The organism is Starkeya sp. ORNL1 (genome assembly GCF_012971745.1).
Classification (GTDB): Bacteria; Pseudomonadota; Alphaproteobacteria; order Rhizobiales; family Xanthobacteraceae; genus Ancylobacter.
On record NZ_CP048834.1, the window covers coordinates 753966 to 771437 of the forward strand.

Here is a 17472-nt window from a genome sequence, read left to right on the forward strand (position 1 = left end):
GACATGAGCTTCCTTCCAGATGCGGCCGCCTTCGCCGCGGCCTATGAGCGCGGCGAGGCGCAGATCGTCACGACCACGCTGGTCGCCGATCTCGAAACCCCGGTCTCGGCGTTCCTGAAGATCGCCGGCGAACGGGCGAACAGCTTCCTGCTGGAATCCGTCGAGGGTGGCGCCACGCGCGGGCGCTACTCGATGATCGGCATCGATCCGGACGTGATCTGGCGCTGCCGTGGCGATGCCTCGGAGATCAACCGCCGCGCGCTCACCGAGGCGGAGGCGTTCGAGCCCTGTGCCGAGCCGCCTTTGCTCGCTTTGCGCGCGCTGGTGCGGGAATCCCGCATCAGCCTGCCGGAAGGCTCGCCGCCCATGGCGGCCGGCGTGTTCGGCTATCTCGGCTATGACATGGTGCGGCAGATGGAGCGTCTGCCGGAGGCCAAGCCCGACGTGCTGGGCGTGCCGGATGCCATCTTCATCCGCCCGACGGTGATGGTGGTGTTCGACCAGGTGCGCGACGAGCTCACCGTGGTCAGCCCGGTGCGCCCACACGCCGGCGTCACGGCCACGGCTGCCTTGGAGGCTGCGCACGAGCGGATCGAGCGGGTGATACGCGCCCTCGATGCGGCGTTGCCGAACGCCGAGACCGCCGACCCCTTCCACGAAGAGGTGATGCCGGTCTCCAATACGCCGCCGGATGAATTCCAGGCGATGGTCGAGCAGGCGAAGGAATATATCCGCGCCGGCGACATCTTCCAGGTGGTGCTCTCGCAGCGCTTCGAGGCGCCATTCGCGCTGCCGTCCTTCACGCTCTACCGCGCGCTCAGGCGGGTCAATCCCGCGCCGTTCCTGGTCTATTTCAATTTCGGCGACTTCGCGCTGGTCTGCTCCAGCCCCGAAATCCTGGTGCGGCTGCGCGACGAGACGGTCACCATCCGCCCCATCGCCGGCACCCGCCGTCGCGGGGCGACGCCGCATGAAGACAAGGCGCTGGAAGACGAGTTGCTGGCCGATCCGAAGGAGCGTGCCGAGCATCTGATGCTGCTCGATCTCGGCCGCAACGATGTCGGGCGAGTCGCCAAGATCGGCACGGTGAAGGTGACCGACAGCTTCTTCGTCGAGCGCTACAGCCAGGTGATGCACATCGTCTCCAACGTCGAGGGCGATATCGACCCGCGGCGCGACGCGCTCGATGCGCTGGCCGCCGGTTTTCCGGCCGGCACGGTGTCCGGTGCGCCAAAGGTGCGGGCGATGGAGATCATCGACGAATTGGAGCGCGACAAGCGCGGCATCTATGCCGGGGCCATCGGCTATTTCGGCGCTGATGGCGAGATGGATACCTGCATCGTGCTGCGCACCGCCGTGGTGCGGAACGGGCGCATGTATGTCCAGGCCGGCGCCGGCATCGTCTATGACTCGGTGCCGGAGAGCGAGCAGCAGGAATGCATCAACAAGGCCCGTGCGCTGTTCCGCGCCGGCGAGGAGGCCGTGCGTTTCGCCGCGCGCGCCGGGCGGGGGCAATGATGTCCCCTCGCCTCGCCTGCCGGCTTGACCGTGCCGCGCCGCGCGCCCTAGAGCTTGTAACGTCGGGGCGTGCCCGGCAGGCAGGCGCACGATGATCCTTCTCGTCGACAATTATGACAGCTTCACCTGGAACCTCGTCCACTATCTCGGTGGGCTCGGCGCCGAGGTGGAGGTGCGTCGCAACGATACGCTGACCGTCGACGAGGCGCTGGCGCTCAAGCCAGAGGCCATCGTCATCTCGCCCGGCCCCTGCACGCCGACCGAGGCCGGCATCTGCTGCGATCTCATCGCGCGCGCCGCCGAGGAGATTCCCGTGTTCGGCGTCTGCCTCGGCCACCAGGCGATCGGCCAGGTGTTCGGCGGCGACGTGATCCGCGCGCCGCTGCCGATGCACGGCAAGCTCTCCGATGTGCGCCACCAGGGCGAGACGGTGTTCCGCGGCATAAACGGCCCGTTCAAGGCGACCCGCTACCATTCGCTGATCGTCAAGCGCGACACGCTGCCCGCCGGACTCAAGGTGACCGCGGAAACCGATGACGGCCTCATCATGGGCCTCTCGCATCGCGAATTGCCGGTGCATGGCGTGCAGTTCCACCCGGAGAGCATCGCCTCCGAGCACGGCCACACCATATTGAAGAACTTCCTGGACCTTGCCCGCGCCTGGAATGCCGGGCCGCGGCGTTCGCGGGCGGCGTGAGCAAAATGGAAAACCTCAAGAACCTGATCGGCAAGGTCGCGACCGGCACCGCATTGTCGCGCGAGGAATCGGCACACGCTTTCGACATCATGATGTCCGGCGAAGCCACGCCCTCGCAGATCGGCGCACTGCTGATGGGCCTGCGGGTACGCGGCGAGAGCGTGGACGAGATTGCCGGCGCAGTTTCGACGATGCGCTCCAAGATGCTGCGCGTCGAAGCCCCCACGGGGGCGGTGGATGTGGTCGGCACCGGCGGCGACGCCTCCGGGTCCTACAATATCTCCACTTGCGCCTCCTTCATCGTCGCCGGCGCCGGCGTGCCGGTGGCCAAGCACGGCAATCGCGCGCTCTCCTCCAAGTCCGGAGCCGCCGACGTGCTGATGGCGCTGGGCGTGAAGATCGACCTCACGCCCGAGCAGATCTCCCGCTGCATCGCCGAGGCCGGCATCGGCTTCATGTTCGCCCCCGCGCACCATCCGGCGATGAAGCATGTGGGCCCGACGCGGGTGGAGATGGGCACGCGCACCATCTTCAACCTGCTGGGTCCACTGTCGAACCCGGCCGGCGTCACCCGGCAGATGGTCGGCGTGTTCGCGCGCAGCTGGATCGAACCGCTCGCCGAGGTGCTGCGGACGCTCGGCTCCACCAGCGCATGGGTGGTGCACGGCTCCGACGGGCTCGACGAGATCACCACCACCGGCCCGACCTATGTGGCGGAGCTGAAGAACGGCACGATCCGCAGCTTCGAGATCTCCCCAGCGAGCCTCGACATCGCGACCTCGACGCCGTCGGCGCTGAAGGGCGGCGACGGCACCGTCAATGCCGTGGCGCTGCGCGCGGTGCTGGCGGGCGAACCGGGCGCCTATGCCGACGTCTCGCTGCTGAACGCCGCCGCCGCCTTGGTGGTGGCCGGCCGCGCCGACGACATTGCCGCCGGGCTCGACATTGCACGCGCCAGCCTGAAAGCGGGCAAGGCGAGCGAGGCGCTCGAGCGGCTCGTCGCGGTCTCCAACGCAGCCTGAGGAGGCATAGCGATGGCAGATATTCTGGAACAGATCGGCGCCTACAAGCGTGAAGAAATCGCGATGGCGAAGCAGTCCAGGCCGCTCGCGAGTGTTCGCGCTGCGGCGGAAGCGGCGAGCCCGACGCGCGGCTTCCTGAAGGCGATCGAGCACAGCATTGCGACTGGCCACACCGCCCTGATTGCCGAGATCAAGAAGGCAAGCCCGTCGCGCGGCCTGATCCGTGCCGATTTCGATCCGCCCGCGCTCGCAAAAGCCTATGCGGCCGGCGGCGCGACCTGTCTGTCGGTGCTGACCGACGCGCCCTCTTTCCAGGGCGCGCCGGAGTTCCTGACCAGCGCTCGCGCCTCCTGCGCGCTGCCGGCGCTGCGCAAGGATTTCATGTACGACCCGTACCAGCTGTATGAGGCTCGTGCCTGGGGCGCCGACGCCATCCTCGTCATCATGGCGGCGGTCGATGACGCTCTCGCGCTCGACCTTGTCGAAGGCGCCCACGGCCTCGGCATGGACGCGCTGGTGGAGGTGCATGACGGCGCCGAGCTCGATCGCGCCCTGAAGCTGCCGGCGCGGCTGATCGGCATCAACAACCGCAATCTGCGGACCTTCGAGACGTCGCTGGAGACGTCGGAACGCCTCGCGCCGCGCATCCCGGCGGACCGCATCATGGTGGGCGAGAGCGGCATCTTCACGCCGGCCGACGTGGCACGGCTGGCCGAGGTCGGCATCCGTTCCATCCTGGTCGGCGAGAGCCTGATGCGGCAGGCCGACGTCACCGCGGCGACCCGCGCCTTGCTGGCGCCGGCCGTCCTGCGGGCGGCGGGCTGAGCCGTGGCCGCTGGCGAGGAACGTCTCACGCATCTCGACGCCACCGGCGCCGCGAACATGGTCGATGTCGCCGACAAGGCGATCACCGACCGCACCGCCACGGCCGAAGGCCATGTGGTGATGACGCAGCAGACGCTGAACCTGATCCTGTCCGGCAATGCGAAGAAGGGCGACGTGCTCGGCGCGGCGCGCATCGCCGGCATCATGGCGGCGAAGCGCACCCATGAGCTGATCCCGCTCTGCCATCCGCTGCAGCTGACCAAGGTCGCGGTGGAGATCGACGCCGATCCGGCGCTGCCGGGCCTCGTCGTGCGCGCGACCGTGCGCACCTCCGGCAAGACCGGGGTCGAGATGGAGGCGCTCACCGCGGTCTCCGTCGCCTGCCTCACCATCTATGACATGGCCAAGGCGGTGGAGCGCGGCATGCGCATCGAGGGCATCAGGGTCGTCGAGAAGGCCGGCGGCCGCTCGGGCCACTGGCAGGCGGACTGACCATGGCGCTAATCCCGACTGAAGAAGCGCTGGCCCGGGTGCTCGCGGGCGCAGGCGCGCTGGACGCCGAGACCGTGCCGGTTGGCGAAGCGCACCATCGCGTGCTCGCCAGCGCGGTGATCGCCGGCCGCACCACGCCGGCGGCGGACGTCTCGGCGATGGACGGCTATGCGGTGCGTGCCGCCGATGTCGCGACCGTGCCGGTGACGCTGACACTCGCCGGCGAGGCGGCGGCGGGACGCCCGCATGACGGCACGCTGCAATCCGGCGAGACGGTACGCGTGTTTACCGGCGGCGTGATACCGGCTGGCGCCGACGCCGTCGTCATCCAGGAAGACACGCGCCGCGAAGGCGAGCGCATCACCATGCTGGAAGCGACGACGCGTGGTCGGCACGTGCGTTTCGCCGGCGGCGACTTCGCCAAGGGCGACATCGTGCTTCAGGCCGGGCACCGGCTCACCGCCCGCGACCTCGCGCTCGCCGCCGCTGCCGACCATGCCAATCTCGAAGTGGTGCGCCGCCCGCGGGTCGGCATCTTCGCCACCGGCGACGAGTTGGTGCCGCCCGGCACCGGCGCCGGCCCGCATCAGGTGATCCTCTCCAACATCTATGCAGTGGGCGCCCTCGCCCGGCTTGCCGGCGCCGAGGTGGTCGATCTCGGCCGGCTTGCCGATACGCCGGACGCGACGCGCGCCGGTCTCACCAGCGCCCTCGCCGCCGATCTCGATGTATTGGTGACGACCGGCGGCGCCTCGGTCGGCGATCATGATCTCGTCGCCCCGACGCTGCTCGGCCTCGGCATCGAGCTTGCCGTGCACAAGATCGCGCTGCGCCCGGGCAAGCCGCTGATGTTCGGCCACGCGAACGCCACCCGGATACTTGGCTTGCCCGGCAACCCGGTGTCGGCACATGTCTGCGCGCTGCTGTTCCTGGTGCCGCTGCTGCGCCGCCTCCAGGGCGAGACAGCGGGCGTCGACCGATTGCCGCTGACGCCGGCGGAACTCGGCGTCGATCTCAAGGCCAATGATCTGCGGATGGATTTCATGCGCGCCGAGATCATCGGCCGGGGCGCTCGCGGGCCGATCGTGCGGCCGCTGCCGGTGCAGGATTCCTCCATGCTCCGCCTTCTCGCACGCGCCGACGCGCTGCTGGTGCGCCCGCCGCATGCGCCGGCGGGCCGCGCCGGGGACGCATGCGACATCGTGCTGCTCAACGACTGACCTCGCGGAATCCGGCCCGGCTCGTGCATGATCGCGCGGACGTAACGGAGCAGAGCCGATGCAGATCAATCTCCCCGAAATCCTTGCCGAGGTGACCGCGGTGTTCCAGCGCTACGAGGCGGCGCTGGTCTCGAACGACGTGGCAACGCTCGACGCGCTGTTCTGGGACAGCCCGCTCACCATCCGCTATGGCGGAGCGGAGAATCTCTACGGCATCGAGGCGATCCGCGCCTTCCGTGCCGCGCGCTCGGCCATGGGGCTCGCCCGCAGCCTGGAGCGCACGGTCATCACCACCTACGGCACCGACATGGCGACCGCCGCGACGCTGTTCCGCCGGGCGGCGACCTCGGGCAAGGTCGGCCGGCAGATGCAGACCTGGATGCGTACGCCGGACGGCTGGAAAGTGGTCGCGGCCCATGTCTCGCTGATCGAGGAACCGGCCGCGGGCTGACGGGCCGGGGCACCCGCTATATGCTCCGAACCTTCAGTTGCAGCGGGCGAATCGCGCCCGATCCGGGAATTTCACCGTCGCATGCGTTCCGTCCCCGCCCCCCTCGTCCCCACTGGTGATGCCGGACCCGCTCCGCGTGCCACGCGTGCAGAGGAGTTGCGCTTCCAGATCGCCGACGAGATCACGCGCGGCCTGCTGCCACCCGGCACCACGCTGGACGAGACGGCGCTCGCCGCCCGCTTCGGCGTCTCCCGCACGCCGGTGCGCGAGGCGATCCGCGAACTCGCCGCCTCCGGCCTGGTCGACACCCGCCCGCACCGCGGCGCCGTGGTGGCGCGCCCGAGCGTCGAGCGGCTGCAGGCGATGTTCGACGTCATGGCCGAATTGGAGGCACTGTGCGCCGGGCTCTGCGCGCTGAAGATGAATCCGGCCGAGCGCCGCGCCTTCGAAGCGCTGCATGCGGAGATGGGAGACCTGATGCGAACCGGGGATTTCCTCGGCTATCGCGAGGCCAACGAGACCTTCCACACCTCGATCTATGCCGGCAGCCACAATGGCTATCTCGCCGAGATCACGCTCGGCACAAGGCGTCGGCTCTCGCCGTTCCGCCGCGCGCAGTTCCGCGCGCTGGGCCGGCTCGCGCTCTCCCACACCGAGCATGACCGGGTGGTCACCGCGATATTGCGCGGCGACCGGGACGGCGCCGCGGTGGCGATGCGCGACCATATCGTCATCGTCCATGACGCTTATGAGCAGTATGCTCAAAGCGTGTGATCGTAATTGCTTACGGTAAGTTCCTGATGTTATGCCTTAGATCGCAGCCGCCTCTACCTCCGCGGCGAGGAAGCCGCGCCAGCCGCCATAGGCGGTGATGTCACGCGCGGATGCCACTCCTGTCGCTTCGACCAGGAAGCCCTTCACGTCGGAACCGTCGTCCAGCGTGATGCTGCCGATGCCGAGCGGCGCCGGTATCTTCGCCAGGAACGGACCATAATTCTGCGCCGGCAGCGACCACACCTCGCACGCGATCGGCGCGCCGCTTCCCGGTCGGCCGCGCAGTAGACCGGGCCGCCGAACCCGGCCTTCCGGCAACAAGTACAGCCGATAATCCGCATTGGTGCGGGCTTGCCGCACGAAGGTGCCGCCGGCCGCCAGTAATTCGCCATTGAGCGGCAAGCCGGACAGATGCGCGCCGAACAGCGCGATCTCGATCCGCCCCGGCCCGGCAGTGGGCGTGGCGGGCGCGAGTGGAGGTAGCGCACGCCCTGTGGCGCCCATGGCGAGCCCGGTGCGGGCGTGGAAGGCCGCGCCGATCGCCGCAAGATGCGCGTCGCGCCCGGCCGGCGCCAGCAAGGTGATGCCGAACGGCGCACCGTCGCGGCGGATTTCGGAGGGTACGGCGAGGCCGCACATATCGAGCAGGTTCACAAAATTGGTGTAGATTCCGAGATTGCTGTTCAGCCGCACCGGATCGGCATCGAGCTGCGCCAGCGTGTAGACGGTAGGCATGGTCGGCACCATCAACGCATCGAGCCCGGTCATCTCCTGTCGCGCCCGCGCCTTCAACTCGGCAAGGCGGTAGAGACCGCGGAACGCGTCGACCGCGCTCAGGGCCCGCCCCTGTTCGATGATGGAACGCACCACTGGATGAAAGGAATCCGGCCGGGATTCCAGGAAGCCGCCGACCGCGGCATAGCGTTCGGCGACCCAGGGACCGTCGTAAAGCAGGCGCGCCGCCTCGAAGAAGGGCTCCATCTCGATCTCGACGATATCGGCCCCAAGCGCACCGAGACGGGCCAGCGCGCGCACGAAGGCGCCTTCGGTCTCGCGATCGCCGAACGTCACGCAATCCACGCTGCGCGGCACGCCGATGCGTAGCTTCGGCGCCACGCCGCCGGCATGGCCAAGCGGCAGATCGCGCGAGAAGGGATCGGATGGGTCTGCCCCGGCCATCGCCTGTAACGCAGTGAAGGCATCGCCGACGGTGCGCGCGAACACCGAGACGCAATCGAGCGAACGACACGCCGGAACCACGCCGGTGGTCGAGACCAGGCCGAGGCTCGGCTTCAACCCGACGATATTGGTGAGCCCGGCGGGAATGCGGCCCGAACCCGCGGTGTCGGTGCCGAGCGCAAATGGCACCAGCCCGGCGGAGACGGCAACGCCGGAACCGGAACTGGAGCCGCCCGGCACCAGATCGGCGCGGATCGGATTGCGCGGCGTGCCATAGGGCGAGCGGCGGCCGACAAGGCCGGTGGCGAACTGATCGAGATTGGTCTTGCCGACCACGATGGCGCCGGCCCGGCGCAGGCGCGCCACGCTCACAGCATCCTTGGTCGCCATATAGGCGAAGTCCGGGCAGGCGCAGGTGGTGGGCAGGCCGGCGACGTCGATATTGTCCTTCACCGCGAAGGGCACGCCGTAAAGCGGCAGCCGCTCGGGATCTGAGCCCTCCAACGACTTGAGCTGGGCGTGGATCGCCTTGGGTTCGGCAATGGCCGTGAACACCGCCGGGTCGTCATAGGCGGCGATGCGCGCCATGCAGGCCGCGAGTGTCTCCGCCGGTCGCGCCTTGCCTTGCCGATGAGCCGCCACGACCTCCGCGATTGTCTCGACCAATACAAGCCTCCCGACTCTGCCGCCCCTGGCGCTATGCCCTTGCAATAGGCACTCTGCGCCAGATTGCATACAGGCAAATGTCGGGCCGCTTTGGCCGTCCACGGAAACGGCGGGGCATTAGCGGTATCTTTACTGTTGTGGAACACAAAAAGAACAGCTAGGTTTTTGTTCGTGCTTTGTTTCGTTTGACTCGGGCCCGTCTTCGCCTGTGTCAGCCAGATCGAGGGGTCGGAATGCTCACCCGCAAACAGCATGAGCTGCTTCGCTTCATCCATGAACGGCTCAAGGAAAGCGGCGTGCCGCCCTCCTTCGAGGAGATGAAGGAAGCCCTCGATCTCCGCTCGAAATCAGGCATCCATCGCCTCATTACGGCGCTCGAAGAGCGTGGCTTCATTCGCCGCCTGCCGAATCGCGCTCGGGCGCTCGAAGTGGTGCGCCTGCCGGATAGCGTGCAGCCGATCCGCCCGTCGCGTAACTTCTCGCCGAACGTGGTCGAGGGTGGCCTCGGCCGGGTGCGCCCGCCCACAGAAGACGAGCCGTCGCGCCCGGTGCCCATCCCGGTGATGGGCCGCATCGCCGCCGGCACGCCGATCTCCGCGATCCAGTCGCGCAGCCACACCATTTCGATGCCGCCGGAAATGCTGGCGAGTGGCGAACACTATGCGCTTGAGGTACGCGGCGATTCGATGATCGAGGCTGGCATTCTCGACGGCGACCTCGCGCTGATCCGCAAGACCGAGACCGCGGACACGGGTGAGATCGTGGTGGCGCTGATCGATGATGAGGAAGCCACCTTGAAGCGGTTGCGCAAGAAGGGGGCATCGGTCGCCCTCGAAGCGGCTAATCCAGCCTACGAGACCCGCATTTTCGGCCCTGACCGGGTGCGCATCCAGGGACGCCTGGTCGGCCTGTTCCGCCGTTATTGATCCGGCGCGGGCGACGCCTGCTCCGGCGACAGGGTCTCGGTATCCGCCGTGCCGGCAGGATCGATCGGCGTGATGGGTCGTGGCGACTTTGCCGCGGCGTTCGCCAGCTTTTCACGCGGCATCGGCAGCCAAGGTCGTTCTACGCCTTCCGGGCGACCACGAACAAGTTGTGGCCCATCAGCGGCGAGATGGAGCGCTTGCGCGCCTGAGCTGCCATCCGGCGCGATCCGCACCACATAGGCCGCGCAATCCTCGGGTGGCTCGAATGGGGTGACGAGCACGGCGGCGAGACGGCAGTCGTCGACGAGCGAATCGCGCGAGAGCGACAGGGCGGCGTTTCGCCCGTCCGTCATCGGCAGTGTACAGCCCAGCCGATCGCAAAGCGGCGCCGCCATCTGTGCGCCGGGCGCGGCGAGCGCGGCACGATCCCCCTCCGCGCCAAGCCATTGCTCGCCGGCGAAGCGGCTGGCGAGAACTGCCGTCGGACGATCCCCCATCAGGGCGAGGCGCCCATCTAGGCCCCGCACCGCCACGGTCTTTCCGGTGGCGTCGACCAGCAGATCCGGGCGGTCGGGGGACGCGCCGATCCAGAGACCCGCCGCTGCCAGCACCGGCGCGATGAGAACGAGGCGGGTGCGCAGCAGGCACAGGCAGGCCAGAGCAAGGCTGAACAGGATCAGCGTCGCCAGGGGAAACGCCGGCAGGCCGCGGTCGGCATCCGGCATGGCCGCCACCGTCGCGGCAATGTAGCTCATGCCATCTATGCCGAACCCCATGGCCGACCATGCCGGTCCGTCCCAGCCAAACGGTAGCAGCAGCGCGCCCAGCAGCCCGAACGGCATGACGATCAGCGATACCAGTGGCGCGGCGGCGAGATTGGCCAGCAGGCTGAACGGCGCGAGGCGCTGGAAATGGAAGGCGGCGTAGGGAGCTGTCGCCAGCCCGGCGACCAGCGAAGTCACGAGCAGAGCCCCGACATAGCGCAGCGCGTAGCCGCCGACCGGCGTGCTTGCACCGACCGAATTGATGAGGCGACGGCCGAACGCTTCGTGCGCGGCGACCAGCGCCAGCGTTGCGGCAAACGACATCTGCGTTCCGGGATCGAGCAGCGTCGCCGGCGCAGCGGCGAGCACGATCATGGCGGCGATGGCGAGCGTGCGCAGCGTCAGCGCCGGACGTCCGAGCATCACCCCGACAAGCACCAGCAGCGTCATCAGATAGGAGCGCTGCGTGGGCACCTCATTGCCGGACAGCACGAGATAGAAGGTCGCCGCCGCGATGGCGGGCACGGCGGCGTAGGCCTTGATCGGCCAGCGTAGTGCAAGCGCGGGCCACAGCGCCAGCAAGGCGCGCGCCAGGATGAAGGTGGTGGTGGCGACCAGCGCCATGTGCAGGCCGGAGATGGAGAGGATGTGCGAGAGGCCGGAGACGCGCATCACCTCCTCGACGCTTTCGCTCACGCCGCCACGCAATCCGGTGACAAGCGCCACCGCGATCGCCCCGGTATCGCCGGACAGGACCGCAGTGATGCGTCCGGCCATGGCGGCGCGCACTTCGTCCAACCATGCGGCGAAACCGAGCGTGGGTGGCACGGCCACCGGCGCCGCGCTCTCCCGGGCCTTGCCGAAGGCGAAGCCGGTGGCGCCGATGCCGTCGAACCAGGCATCGCGGCCGAAATCATAGCCGCCGGGATAGGCCGGCCCCGGCGGCGGGCCCAGCGTCGCACGGACGGTGACATGGCTGCCGACCGTAGGCGGCGTACCCGGCACGGTCACGCGCACCCGTTCGGGTCGCGGCTCGCCTGCCCGCTCCAGGGCGGTCACGCGCAGCACGATGCGTCCGTTCTGCTTGCCATCCTTGGTGCGCAGTTCCGCTCGCTCAACGAAGCCGGAGACTTCCGCCGCGACCAGCTGCGTCGGCAACACCGGATGGGCGATGCGCGCAGTGTGTAGCGTGGCAAGTGCGAAGCCGGCGGCGATGGCCGCCAGTCCGGCCAGCAGGTGGAAGGCAACGGCCCGACTCCGTACCGCAAGGGCGAGGGCCATGAGCAGTGCTGTAAGCGCTGAGGCCGCTATCGTCGACGGCTCGCGAGCAGCGCCAAAATAGAGGCCGACGCCGATGGCAAAGGCGACCGGAAGCCAGAGGAAACCGCGTCGCTCGCCAACCTCCCGCGCCAGATCGAGCGCGAGTCCTGCCCCCAGCTTGCGCAAGCCCGGCAGGCCCGGAGCGAGTATCGGCCCCGCGAGTGGGCGTACTGCAGCAATCGCGCGTGACCGCGCGCCATGCTGCCGCCCTTGCTCATCAACCATTCCCCTGCCCCCGACCGGCTCGCCAAATTCGCGTCTAATCCTTGGATTATCCGGTCGTCCGCCCGATTTTGCCTGCCTAGCGACCTATGCTACACGCAGCGCGCCCGCTCACCAGCCAATTGCCGGCCTGTTCGCGTATCCAATTTGCCGAACCGCCGCAGTGAGATCTAGCTTTCATGTCAGAGACCGTCGTCACCCGCTTCGCCCCTTCGCCGACCGGCTTCCTGCACATTGGCGGCGCCCGTACCGCGCTGTTCAACTGGCTCTATGCGCGGGCGAAGGGCGGCAAGATGCTGCTGCGCATCGAGGACACCGACCGCCAGCGCTCCACGCCCGAGGCCATCGACGCCATTCTCGACGGCCTCTCCTGGCTCGGCATCGATTGGTCCGGCGACGTCGTCTACCAGTTCGCCCGCGCCGAGCGGCACCGCGCGGCGGTAGACCGCATGCTGGCCGACGGGCGTGCCTATCGCTGCTATGCGACGAGTGCCGAGCTCGAGGAGATGCGCGAGACCGCGCGCCGCGAAGGCCGGGCGCCGCGCTATGACGGCCGCTGGCGCGACCGCGACCCCTCCGAGGCGCCCGCCGACCGGCTGCCGGCCATCCGCCTCAGGGCGCCGACCGAGGGCGAGACGGTGATCGACGACCTGGTGCAGGGTCGCGTGGTGTTCGCCAACAAGGATCTCGACGATCTTGTGCTGCTGCGCTCGGACGACACGCCGACCTATATGCTCTCGGTGGTGGTCGACGACCACGACATGGCTATCACCCACATCATCCGCGGCGACGACCATCTCACCAATGCTGCCCGTCAGGCGCAGATCTATGCGGCGCTCGGCTGGAGCGTGCCGAAGATGGCGCATATCCCGCTCATCCACGGGCCGGACGGCGCCAAGCTCTCCAAGCGCCATGGCGCGCTCGGCGTTGATGCCTATCGCGCCATGGGCTACCTGCCCGAGGCGCTGCGCAATTACTTGGTGCGCCTCGGCTGGAGCCATGGCGACCAGGAGATCTTCTCCACCGACGAGATGAGCCGCCTGTTCGACCTCGACAAGGTGGGCCGCTCGGCGGCTCGGTTCGACTTCGCCAAGCTTGAGAATTTGAACGGCGTTTATATGCGTGCAACGCCGGACGATCAGCTGATGTCTGCGCTGGACGCAGTGCTGCCTCACCTGCCGAACGGCGCCAGCGTCGCCGCCAAGCTCACGCCCGGCAAGCGCGCGCAACTGCTGGAGGCGATGCCCGGCCTGAAGGAGCGCGCCAAGACGCTGGTCGAGCTGATCGACAGCGCCGCCTACATCATCGAGGACCGACCGGTCGCGATCGACGACAAGGCGCGCGCTCTGCTCACCACCGAGGCGAGGTCGCTGCTCGCCAAGGCGCGCGCCGCGCTGGCACAAGTCGAGGATTGGTCGGCCTCCAGCACCGAGACCGCGGTGCGGGCGGTAGCCGAGGAGGGGGGCATCAAGCTCGGCGCACTGGCCCAGCCGATGCGCGCGGCGATCACCGGGCGCACCTCGTCGCCCGGCATTTTCGACGTGCTGGCCGTGCTCGGGAAGGACGAGAGCCTCGCCCGGCTCGCCGACCAGAGCGGTGTTGCGGCCGCCGCTTGAGCTCGCGCAAGGTGAGCTTTGTGCGAGCGCGAACGCGGGAAATCGACGGCAAACCCGAGGGTTGCCTTGGCGCGCAATACCACGCCCGCTGCGCTTGCGAGCACTAGCCGAAAGAGCTACGACTTTAATAATCCGCGCCGAGACGGGACATTTTGATGCACCCGCAGCTGGCCGCGCAGGCCGTGACGGATGACGCGACACCGTCACGCATTCGCATTAAATCGGTTCATCGATTTCAGGGAGATCCCGTATGGACGCCATAAGTTCCTCGGCGAAAAATGCCACGCTCACGATCGGCAATCAGAGCTGGGATCTGCCTATCCTGCCGGGGACCATTGGTCCGGACGTCATCGACATCGGTAAGCTCTACGCCCAGACGGGCATGTTCACCTACGATCCGGGTTTTACCTCGACCGCCGCCTGCGAAAGCCAGATCACCTATATCGACGGCGATGCCGGCCTGCTCGTCTATCGCGGCTATCCGATCGAGCAGCTCGCCGAGCACGGCGACTTCCTCGAGACCTGCTACCTGCTGCTGTACGGGGAATTGCCGACCGCGGCGCAGAAAGCCGATTTCGATTACCGCGTCACGCGCCACACCATGGTGCACGAGCAGATGAGCCGGTTCTTCCACGGCTTCCGCCGCGACGCCCACCCGATGGCGGTGATGGTGGCCTCGGTCGGCGCGCTCTCGGCCTTCTATCATGACAGCACCGACATCTCCGATCCGCAGCAGCGGATGATCGCGTCGATTCGCATGATCGCGAAGATGCCGACGCTGGCGGCGATGGCTTATAAGTATACCATCGGCCAGCCTTTCGTGTATCCGCAGAACGACCTCGACTACGCCTCGAACTTCCTGCGCATGTGCTTCTCGGTGCCGTGCGAGGAATACAAGGCGAACCCGATCCTCTCCCGCGCCATCGACCGCATCTTCATCCTGCACGCCGATCACGAGCAGAACGCCTCGACCTCGACGGTGCGGCTCGCCGGCTCCTCGGGCGCCAATCCATTCGCCTGCATCGCCGCCGGCATTGCCTGCCTGTGGGGGCCGGCGCATGGTGGTGCCAACGAGGCGGCGCTGAAGATGCTGGGTGAGATCGGCTCGGTCGATCGCATCCCGGAATACATCAAGCGCGCCAAGGACAAGAACGATCCGTTCCGCCTGATGGGTTTCGGTCACCGGGTCTACAAGAACTACGATCCGCGTGCCAAGATCATGCAGCGGACCTGCCACGAGGTGCTCGGCGAACTCGGCATCAAGGACGATCCGCTGCTCGACATCGCCATTGAGCTGGAGCGCATCGCGCTGCAGGACGAATATTTCGTCGAGCGCAAGCTGTATCCGAACATCGATTTCTATTCCGGCATCACGCTGCGCGCGCTCGGCTTCCCGACCTCGATGTTCACCGTGCTGTTCGCCCTCGCCCGCACCGTGGGCTGGATCGGCCAGTGGAAGGAAATGATCGAGGATCCGGGCCAGCGCATCGGCCGTCCCCGCCAGCTCTATACCGGCGCCACCCAGCGCGACTACGTGCCGATGGCACGCCGGAAATGATGAACCGCTGAGGCGGTATCGACCAACGAGAAAGCCCCGGGACGCTGTCCCGGGGTTTTTGTTTTTGGATGGCTTGGAGCGCCGCTCTGCGTGAGCTCCTTCGAGGCTCGCTGCGCTCGCACCTCAGGATGACATGGTTACAAAAGCAACGTTATCCTGAGGTGCCCGGCAAGCCGGGCCTCGAAGGAGCTCACGCAGAACGCCGTTCCCCAACCACATCCAGCACGACCTGGGCCGCGCGCTGCGCCGGTGTCTTGCCGTCGACTTTGAGAATCTCGCGCAGCCGCCTGAAGCCATTGAGCTGGCGCTCACGTGCCGGCCCCTCATTCATCGCTGCCTCTAGCGCCGCGGCAAGCTTTCCCGGGACGCAGTCGGTCTGCAAGAATTCCGGCACCACATCCTCGCCAAGGATGCGGTTGGTGAGGATGATCGAGGTGCCGCTGAGCAGGATCGGCGCCAGCCAGGCCTCGATGGTGTGCACCTTATAGGCTGCGACGGTCGGCACGCCGGCGAGCGCCAGTTCCAGCGTCACCGTTCCGGAAGCCGCGAGCGCTGCCCGTGCCCGCCGGAAGGCGGCCTGCTTTTCCCCCTCGTCCGTGATGATGCGCGGCTGCACCGGCCACCCGGCGGTGATCGCTCTCACCTCCGCCTCGCGACGCGGCAATGTCGGCAATGCGAGCTCGAAATCCCGACCGGAGGCGCGCAGATGTGCGAACGCCGCGCCGAAATCAGCGCCAAGCCGCGCAAGCTCCGAGCGCCGCGAGCCGGGCAATGCGAGGAGCAGCGGCGGCTCTGCGGCGCGTCGGGCCGCATCGCCCGCGTCGGGGGTCAGCCGGTCGAGTACGCCGAGCAACGGGTGGCCGACATAAGTGGTCGGCGGGCCGCCGAGCCGGGCCATGGCTTCGGGCTCGAATGGCAGCAGCGCCAGCACATGGTCTGTATAAGGCCGCATCGCCTTGGCCCGGCCGGGTCGCCAGACCCATACGGTCGGCGCGACATATTTCACGACCGGCAGATCCGGCAACCGGGCGCGCACCCGAGCCGCGACACGGTGGTTGAAGTCCGGCGCATCGACCAGCACCAGCACGTCCGGCGGCTCCTTGAGGATCGCGCGGACCGTCTCGCCCATGCGCCGCAAGATGCGCGGCAGCCCGGCAATCACCTGGCCGAAGCCGATAGCGGTGATGTCGTCCATCGGAAACAGGCTCACGAGGCCTGCCGCCTCCATGCGCGGCCCGCCGACGCCGCGAAAATGAACCGCGCCATTGAGCGTCTGTCCCAATTCCCGCATGAAGGCCGAGGCGAGCACGTCACCGGATTCCTCGCCGGCGACCACGAAGACGTCGAGCGGACGGGAGCGCGGGCTCATGATGTCAGGCTTACCGGCGGGAGGCCGACCAGGAAGACGCCGGCCGCATCTGCGGCGCGCACCAGTTCCGCCGTGTCGGTGACGATGACGCCACCCGCTTCGACCGCGATGCCGGCGAGCCCAGCCTTAGCGACGCCTTCGACGGTGCGCGGGCCGAGCGAGGGCAGATCGAACCGCCGGTCCTGGCCGCGCTTCGGCAGCTTCACCAAAACGCCGCGGCCAAGCGGTGTCTTGAGCCGGCCGATGGTGCGCAACTCGGCGCAGCGCGCCAGCATCAGGTCGGTGCCTTCCGCCGCTTCAACCGCCACGACGTGGCCATTGATGACGACCACGGCCTGGCCGATGTCGAATGGGCTCAACGCCTCCAGCGCCTGCTGACCTACAGCGATGTCGGCACTGTCATCCGCGCTCGGACGGGCACCGGCAAGGCTCCCCGCCGGAGCGAGAATGCCGGGCGCGACCTCGTGCGCGCCGAGCAGGCGGAAGCCTTCCTCCTCGAACAATTGGCCGACGCTGGACAGCAGATGATTGTCGCCGCCGCGCAGCATGCCGAACACCCGCGGCAGGCGCCGGAGTCCGGCCAGATCGAGCCTGAGGTCGCGGATGCGCGGGCGCAGCACCGTGCCGATGAAGACGACATCGCGGCAGCCATGGCGGCGCAACTCGGTGGTGAGCCGGCCGAACTGGCCGAGATGAACCCAGGCATGCGGCCAGGCTTCGATCTCCTCGCCGGCGAAGCCGCGCAGCGGGAACATCACCACGCGCCGGCCAGCCATCTCCGCGGCACGGGCGACCGCGGGCGGGAAAGCGCCGCCGCCGCAGACGATGGCAAGCGGCGCGTCGTCCATTGGCG

Annotated in this window: 15 protein-coding genes; 11 read left to right on the forward strand and 4 right to left on the reverse strand. The window is 68.1% G+C overall.

Annotated features, from left to right (window positions below; genetic code table 11):
- The first annotated feature begins 3 nt into the window (after positions 1–3).
- The 8 genes from trpE (at position 4) to G3545_RS03695 (ending at position 6999) form a co-directional block, all read left to right on the forward strand.
- Complete coding sequence (trpE, locus tag G3545_RS03660; RefSeq protein ID WP_170009944.1) at positions 4–1518, forward strand: anthranilate synthase component I; 1515 nt, start codon at positions 4–6, stop codon at positions 1516–1518.
- Positions 1519–1609: 91 nt separating this feature from the next.
- Positions 1610–2215: an aminodeoxychorismate/anthranilate synthase component II gene (locus G3545_RS03665; RefSeq protein ID WP_170009946.1), complete on the forward strand. Its 606-nt coding sequence runs from the start codon at positions 1610–1612 to the stop codon at positions 2213–2215.
- A 5-nt stretch (positions 2216–2220) separates the two neighbouring features.
- Positions 2221–3237, forward strand: coding sequence for an anthranilate phosphoribosyltransferase (gene trpD / locus G3545_RS03670; RefSeq protein ID WP_170009948.1), 1017 nt, complete (start codon positions 2221–2223; stop codon positions 3235–3237).
- 12 nt (positions 3238–3249) lie between these two features.
- Positions 3250–4062: an indole-3-glycerol phosphate synthase TrpC gene (gene trpC, locus G3545_RS03675; RefSeq protein WP_170009950.1), complete on the forward strand. Its 813-nt coding sequence runs from the start codon at positions 3250–3252 to the stop codon at positions 4060–4062.
- Between the two features lie 3 nt (positions 4063–4065).
- Positions 4066–4554 (forward strand): cyclic pyranopterin monophosphate synthase MoaC, encoded by a 489-nt coding sequence (gene moaC, locus G3545_RS03680; RefSeq protein ID WP_170009952.1) that lies wholly within the window; start codon positions 4066–4068, stop codon positions 4552–4554.
- Between the two features lie 2 nt (positions 4555–4556).
- Positions 4557–5774 carry a gephyrin-like molybdotransferase Glp gene (gene glp, locus G3545_RS03685; protein ID WP_170009954.1) on the forward strand — a complete coding sequence of 406 codons (1218 nt, stop codon included), beginning with the start codon at positions 4557–4559 and terminating at the stop codon, positions 5772–5774.
- Between the two features lie 58 nt (positions 5775–5832).
- On the forward strand, positions 5833–6225 hold the full coding sequence (hpxZ, locus tag G3545_RS03690) for an oxalurate catabolism protein HpxZ (protein ID WP_170009956.1): 393 nt from the start codon (positions 5833–5835) through the stop codon (positions 6223–6225).
- 81 nt (positions 6226–6306) lie between these two features.
- Complete coding sequence (locus G3545_RS03695; protein WP_170009958.1) at positions 6307–6999, forward strand: GntR family transcriptional regulator; 693 nt, start codon at positions 6307–6309, stop codon at positions 6997–6999.
- A gap of 36 nt (positions 7000–7035) precedes the next feature.
- Here G3545_RS03695 and atzF read toward each other — a convergent pair whose 3' ends face one another.
- Positions 7036–8844: an allophanate hydrolase gene (atzF, locus tag G3545_RS03700; protein ID WP_246702675.1), complete on the reverse strand. Its 1809-nt coding sequence runs from the start codon at positions 8842–8844 to the stop codon at positions 7036–7038.
- Positions 8845–9077: 233 nt separating this feature from the next.
- Here atzF and lexA point away from each other — a divergent pair, with 233 nt between their 5' ends.
- Positions 9078–9770, forward strand: a complete 693-nt coding sequence (gene lexA / locus G3545_RS03705; RefSeq protein WP_170009962.1) for a transcriptional repressor LexA — start codon at positions 9078–9080, stop codon at positions 9768–9770.
- Here the strand turns inward: lexA and G3545_RS03710 are convergent.
- Positions 9764–12079 carry a ComEC/Rec2 family competence protein gene (locus G3545_RS03710; RefSeq protein ID WP_170009964.1) on the reverse strand — a complete coding sequence of 772 codons (2316 nt, stop codon included), beginning with the start codon at positions 12077–12079 and terminating at the stop codon, positions 9764–9766. The genes lexA and G3545_RS03710 overlap by 7 nt on opposite strands.
- A gap of 176 nt (positions 12080–12255) precedes the next feature.
- Between G3545_RS03710 and gltX the strand changes: the two genes are divergently transcribed.
- Both gltX and gltA read left to right on the forward strand, forming a co-directional pair.
- Positions 12256–13692 carry a glutamate--tRNA ligase gene (gltX, locus tag G3545_RS03715; protein ID WP_170009966.1) on the forward strand — a complete coding sequence of 479 codons (1437 nt, stop codon included), beginning with the start codon at positions 12256–12258 and terminating at the stop codon, positions 13690–13692.
- Positions 13693–13942: 250 nt separating this feature from the next.
- A complete protein-coding gene (gene gltA, locus G3545_RS03720; protein ID WP_170009968.1) occupies positions 13943–15250 on the forward strand; it encodes a citrate synthase in 1308 nt (435 codons plus the stop codon).
- 190 nt (positions 15251–15440) lie between these two features.
- On the opposite strand, the gene lpxB is transcribed toward gltA, so the two are convergent.
- Positions 15441–16619 carry a lipid-A-disaccharide synthase gene (lpxB, locus tag G3545_RS03725; protein WP_170009970.1) on the reverse strand — a complete coding sequence of 393 codons (1179 nt, stop codon included), beginning with the start codon at positions 16617–16619 and terminating at the stop codon, positions 15441–15443.
- The gene (lpxI, locus tag G3545_RS03730) at positions 16616–17467 is read right to left on the reverse strand and encodes a UDP-2,3-diacylglucosamine diphosphatase LpxI (RefSeq protein ID WP_246702677.1); all 852 of its coding nucleotides are present in this window, start codon (positions 17465–17467) and stop codon (positions 16616–16618) included. The genes lpxB and lpxI overlap by 4 nt, the downstream gene beginning before the upstream one ends.
- Positions 17468–17472 lie beyond the last annotated feature (5 nt).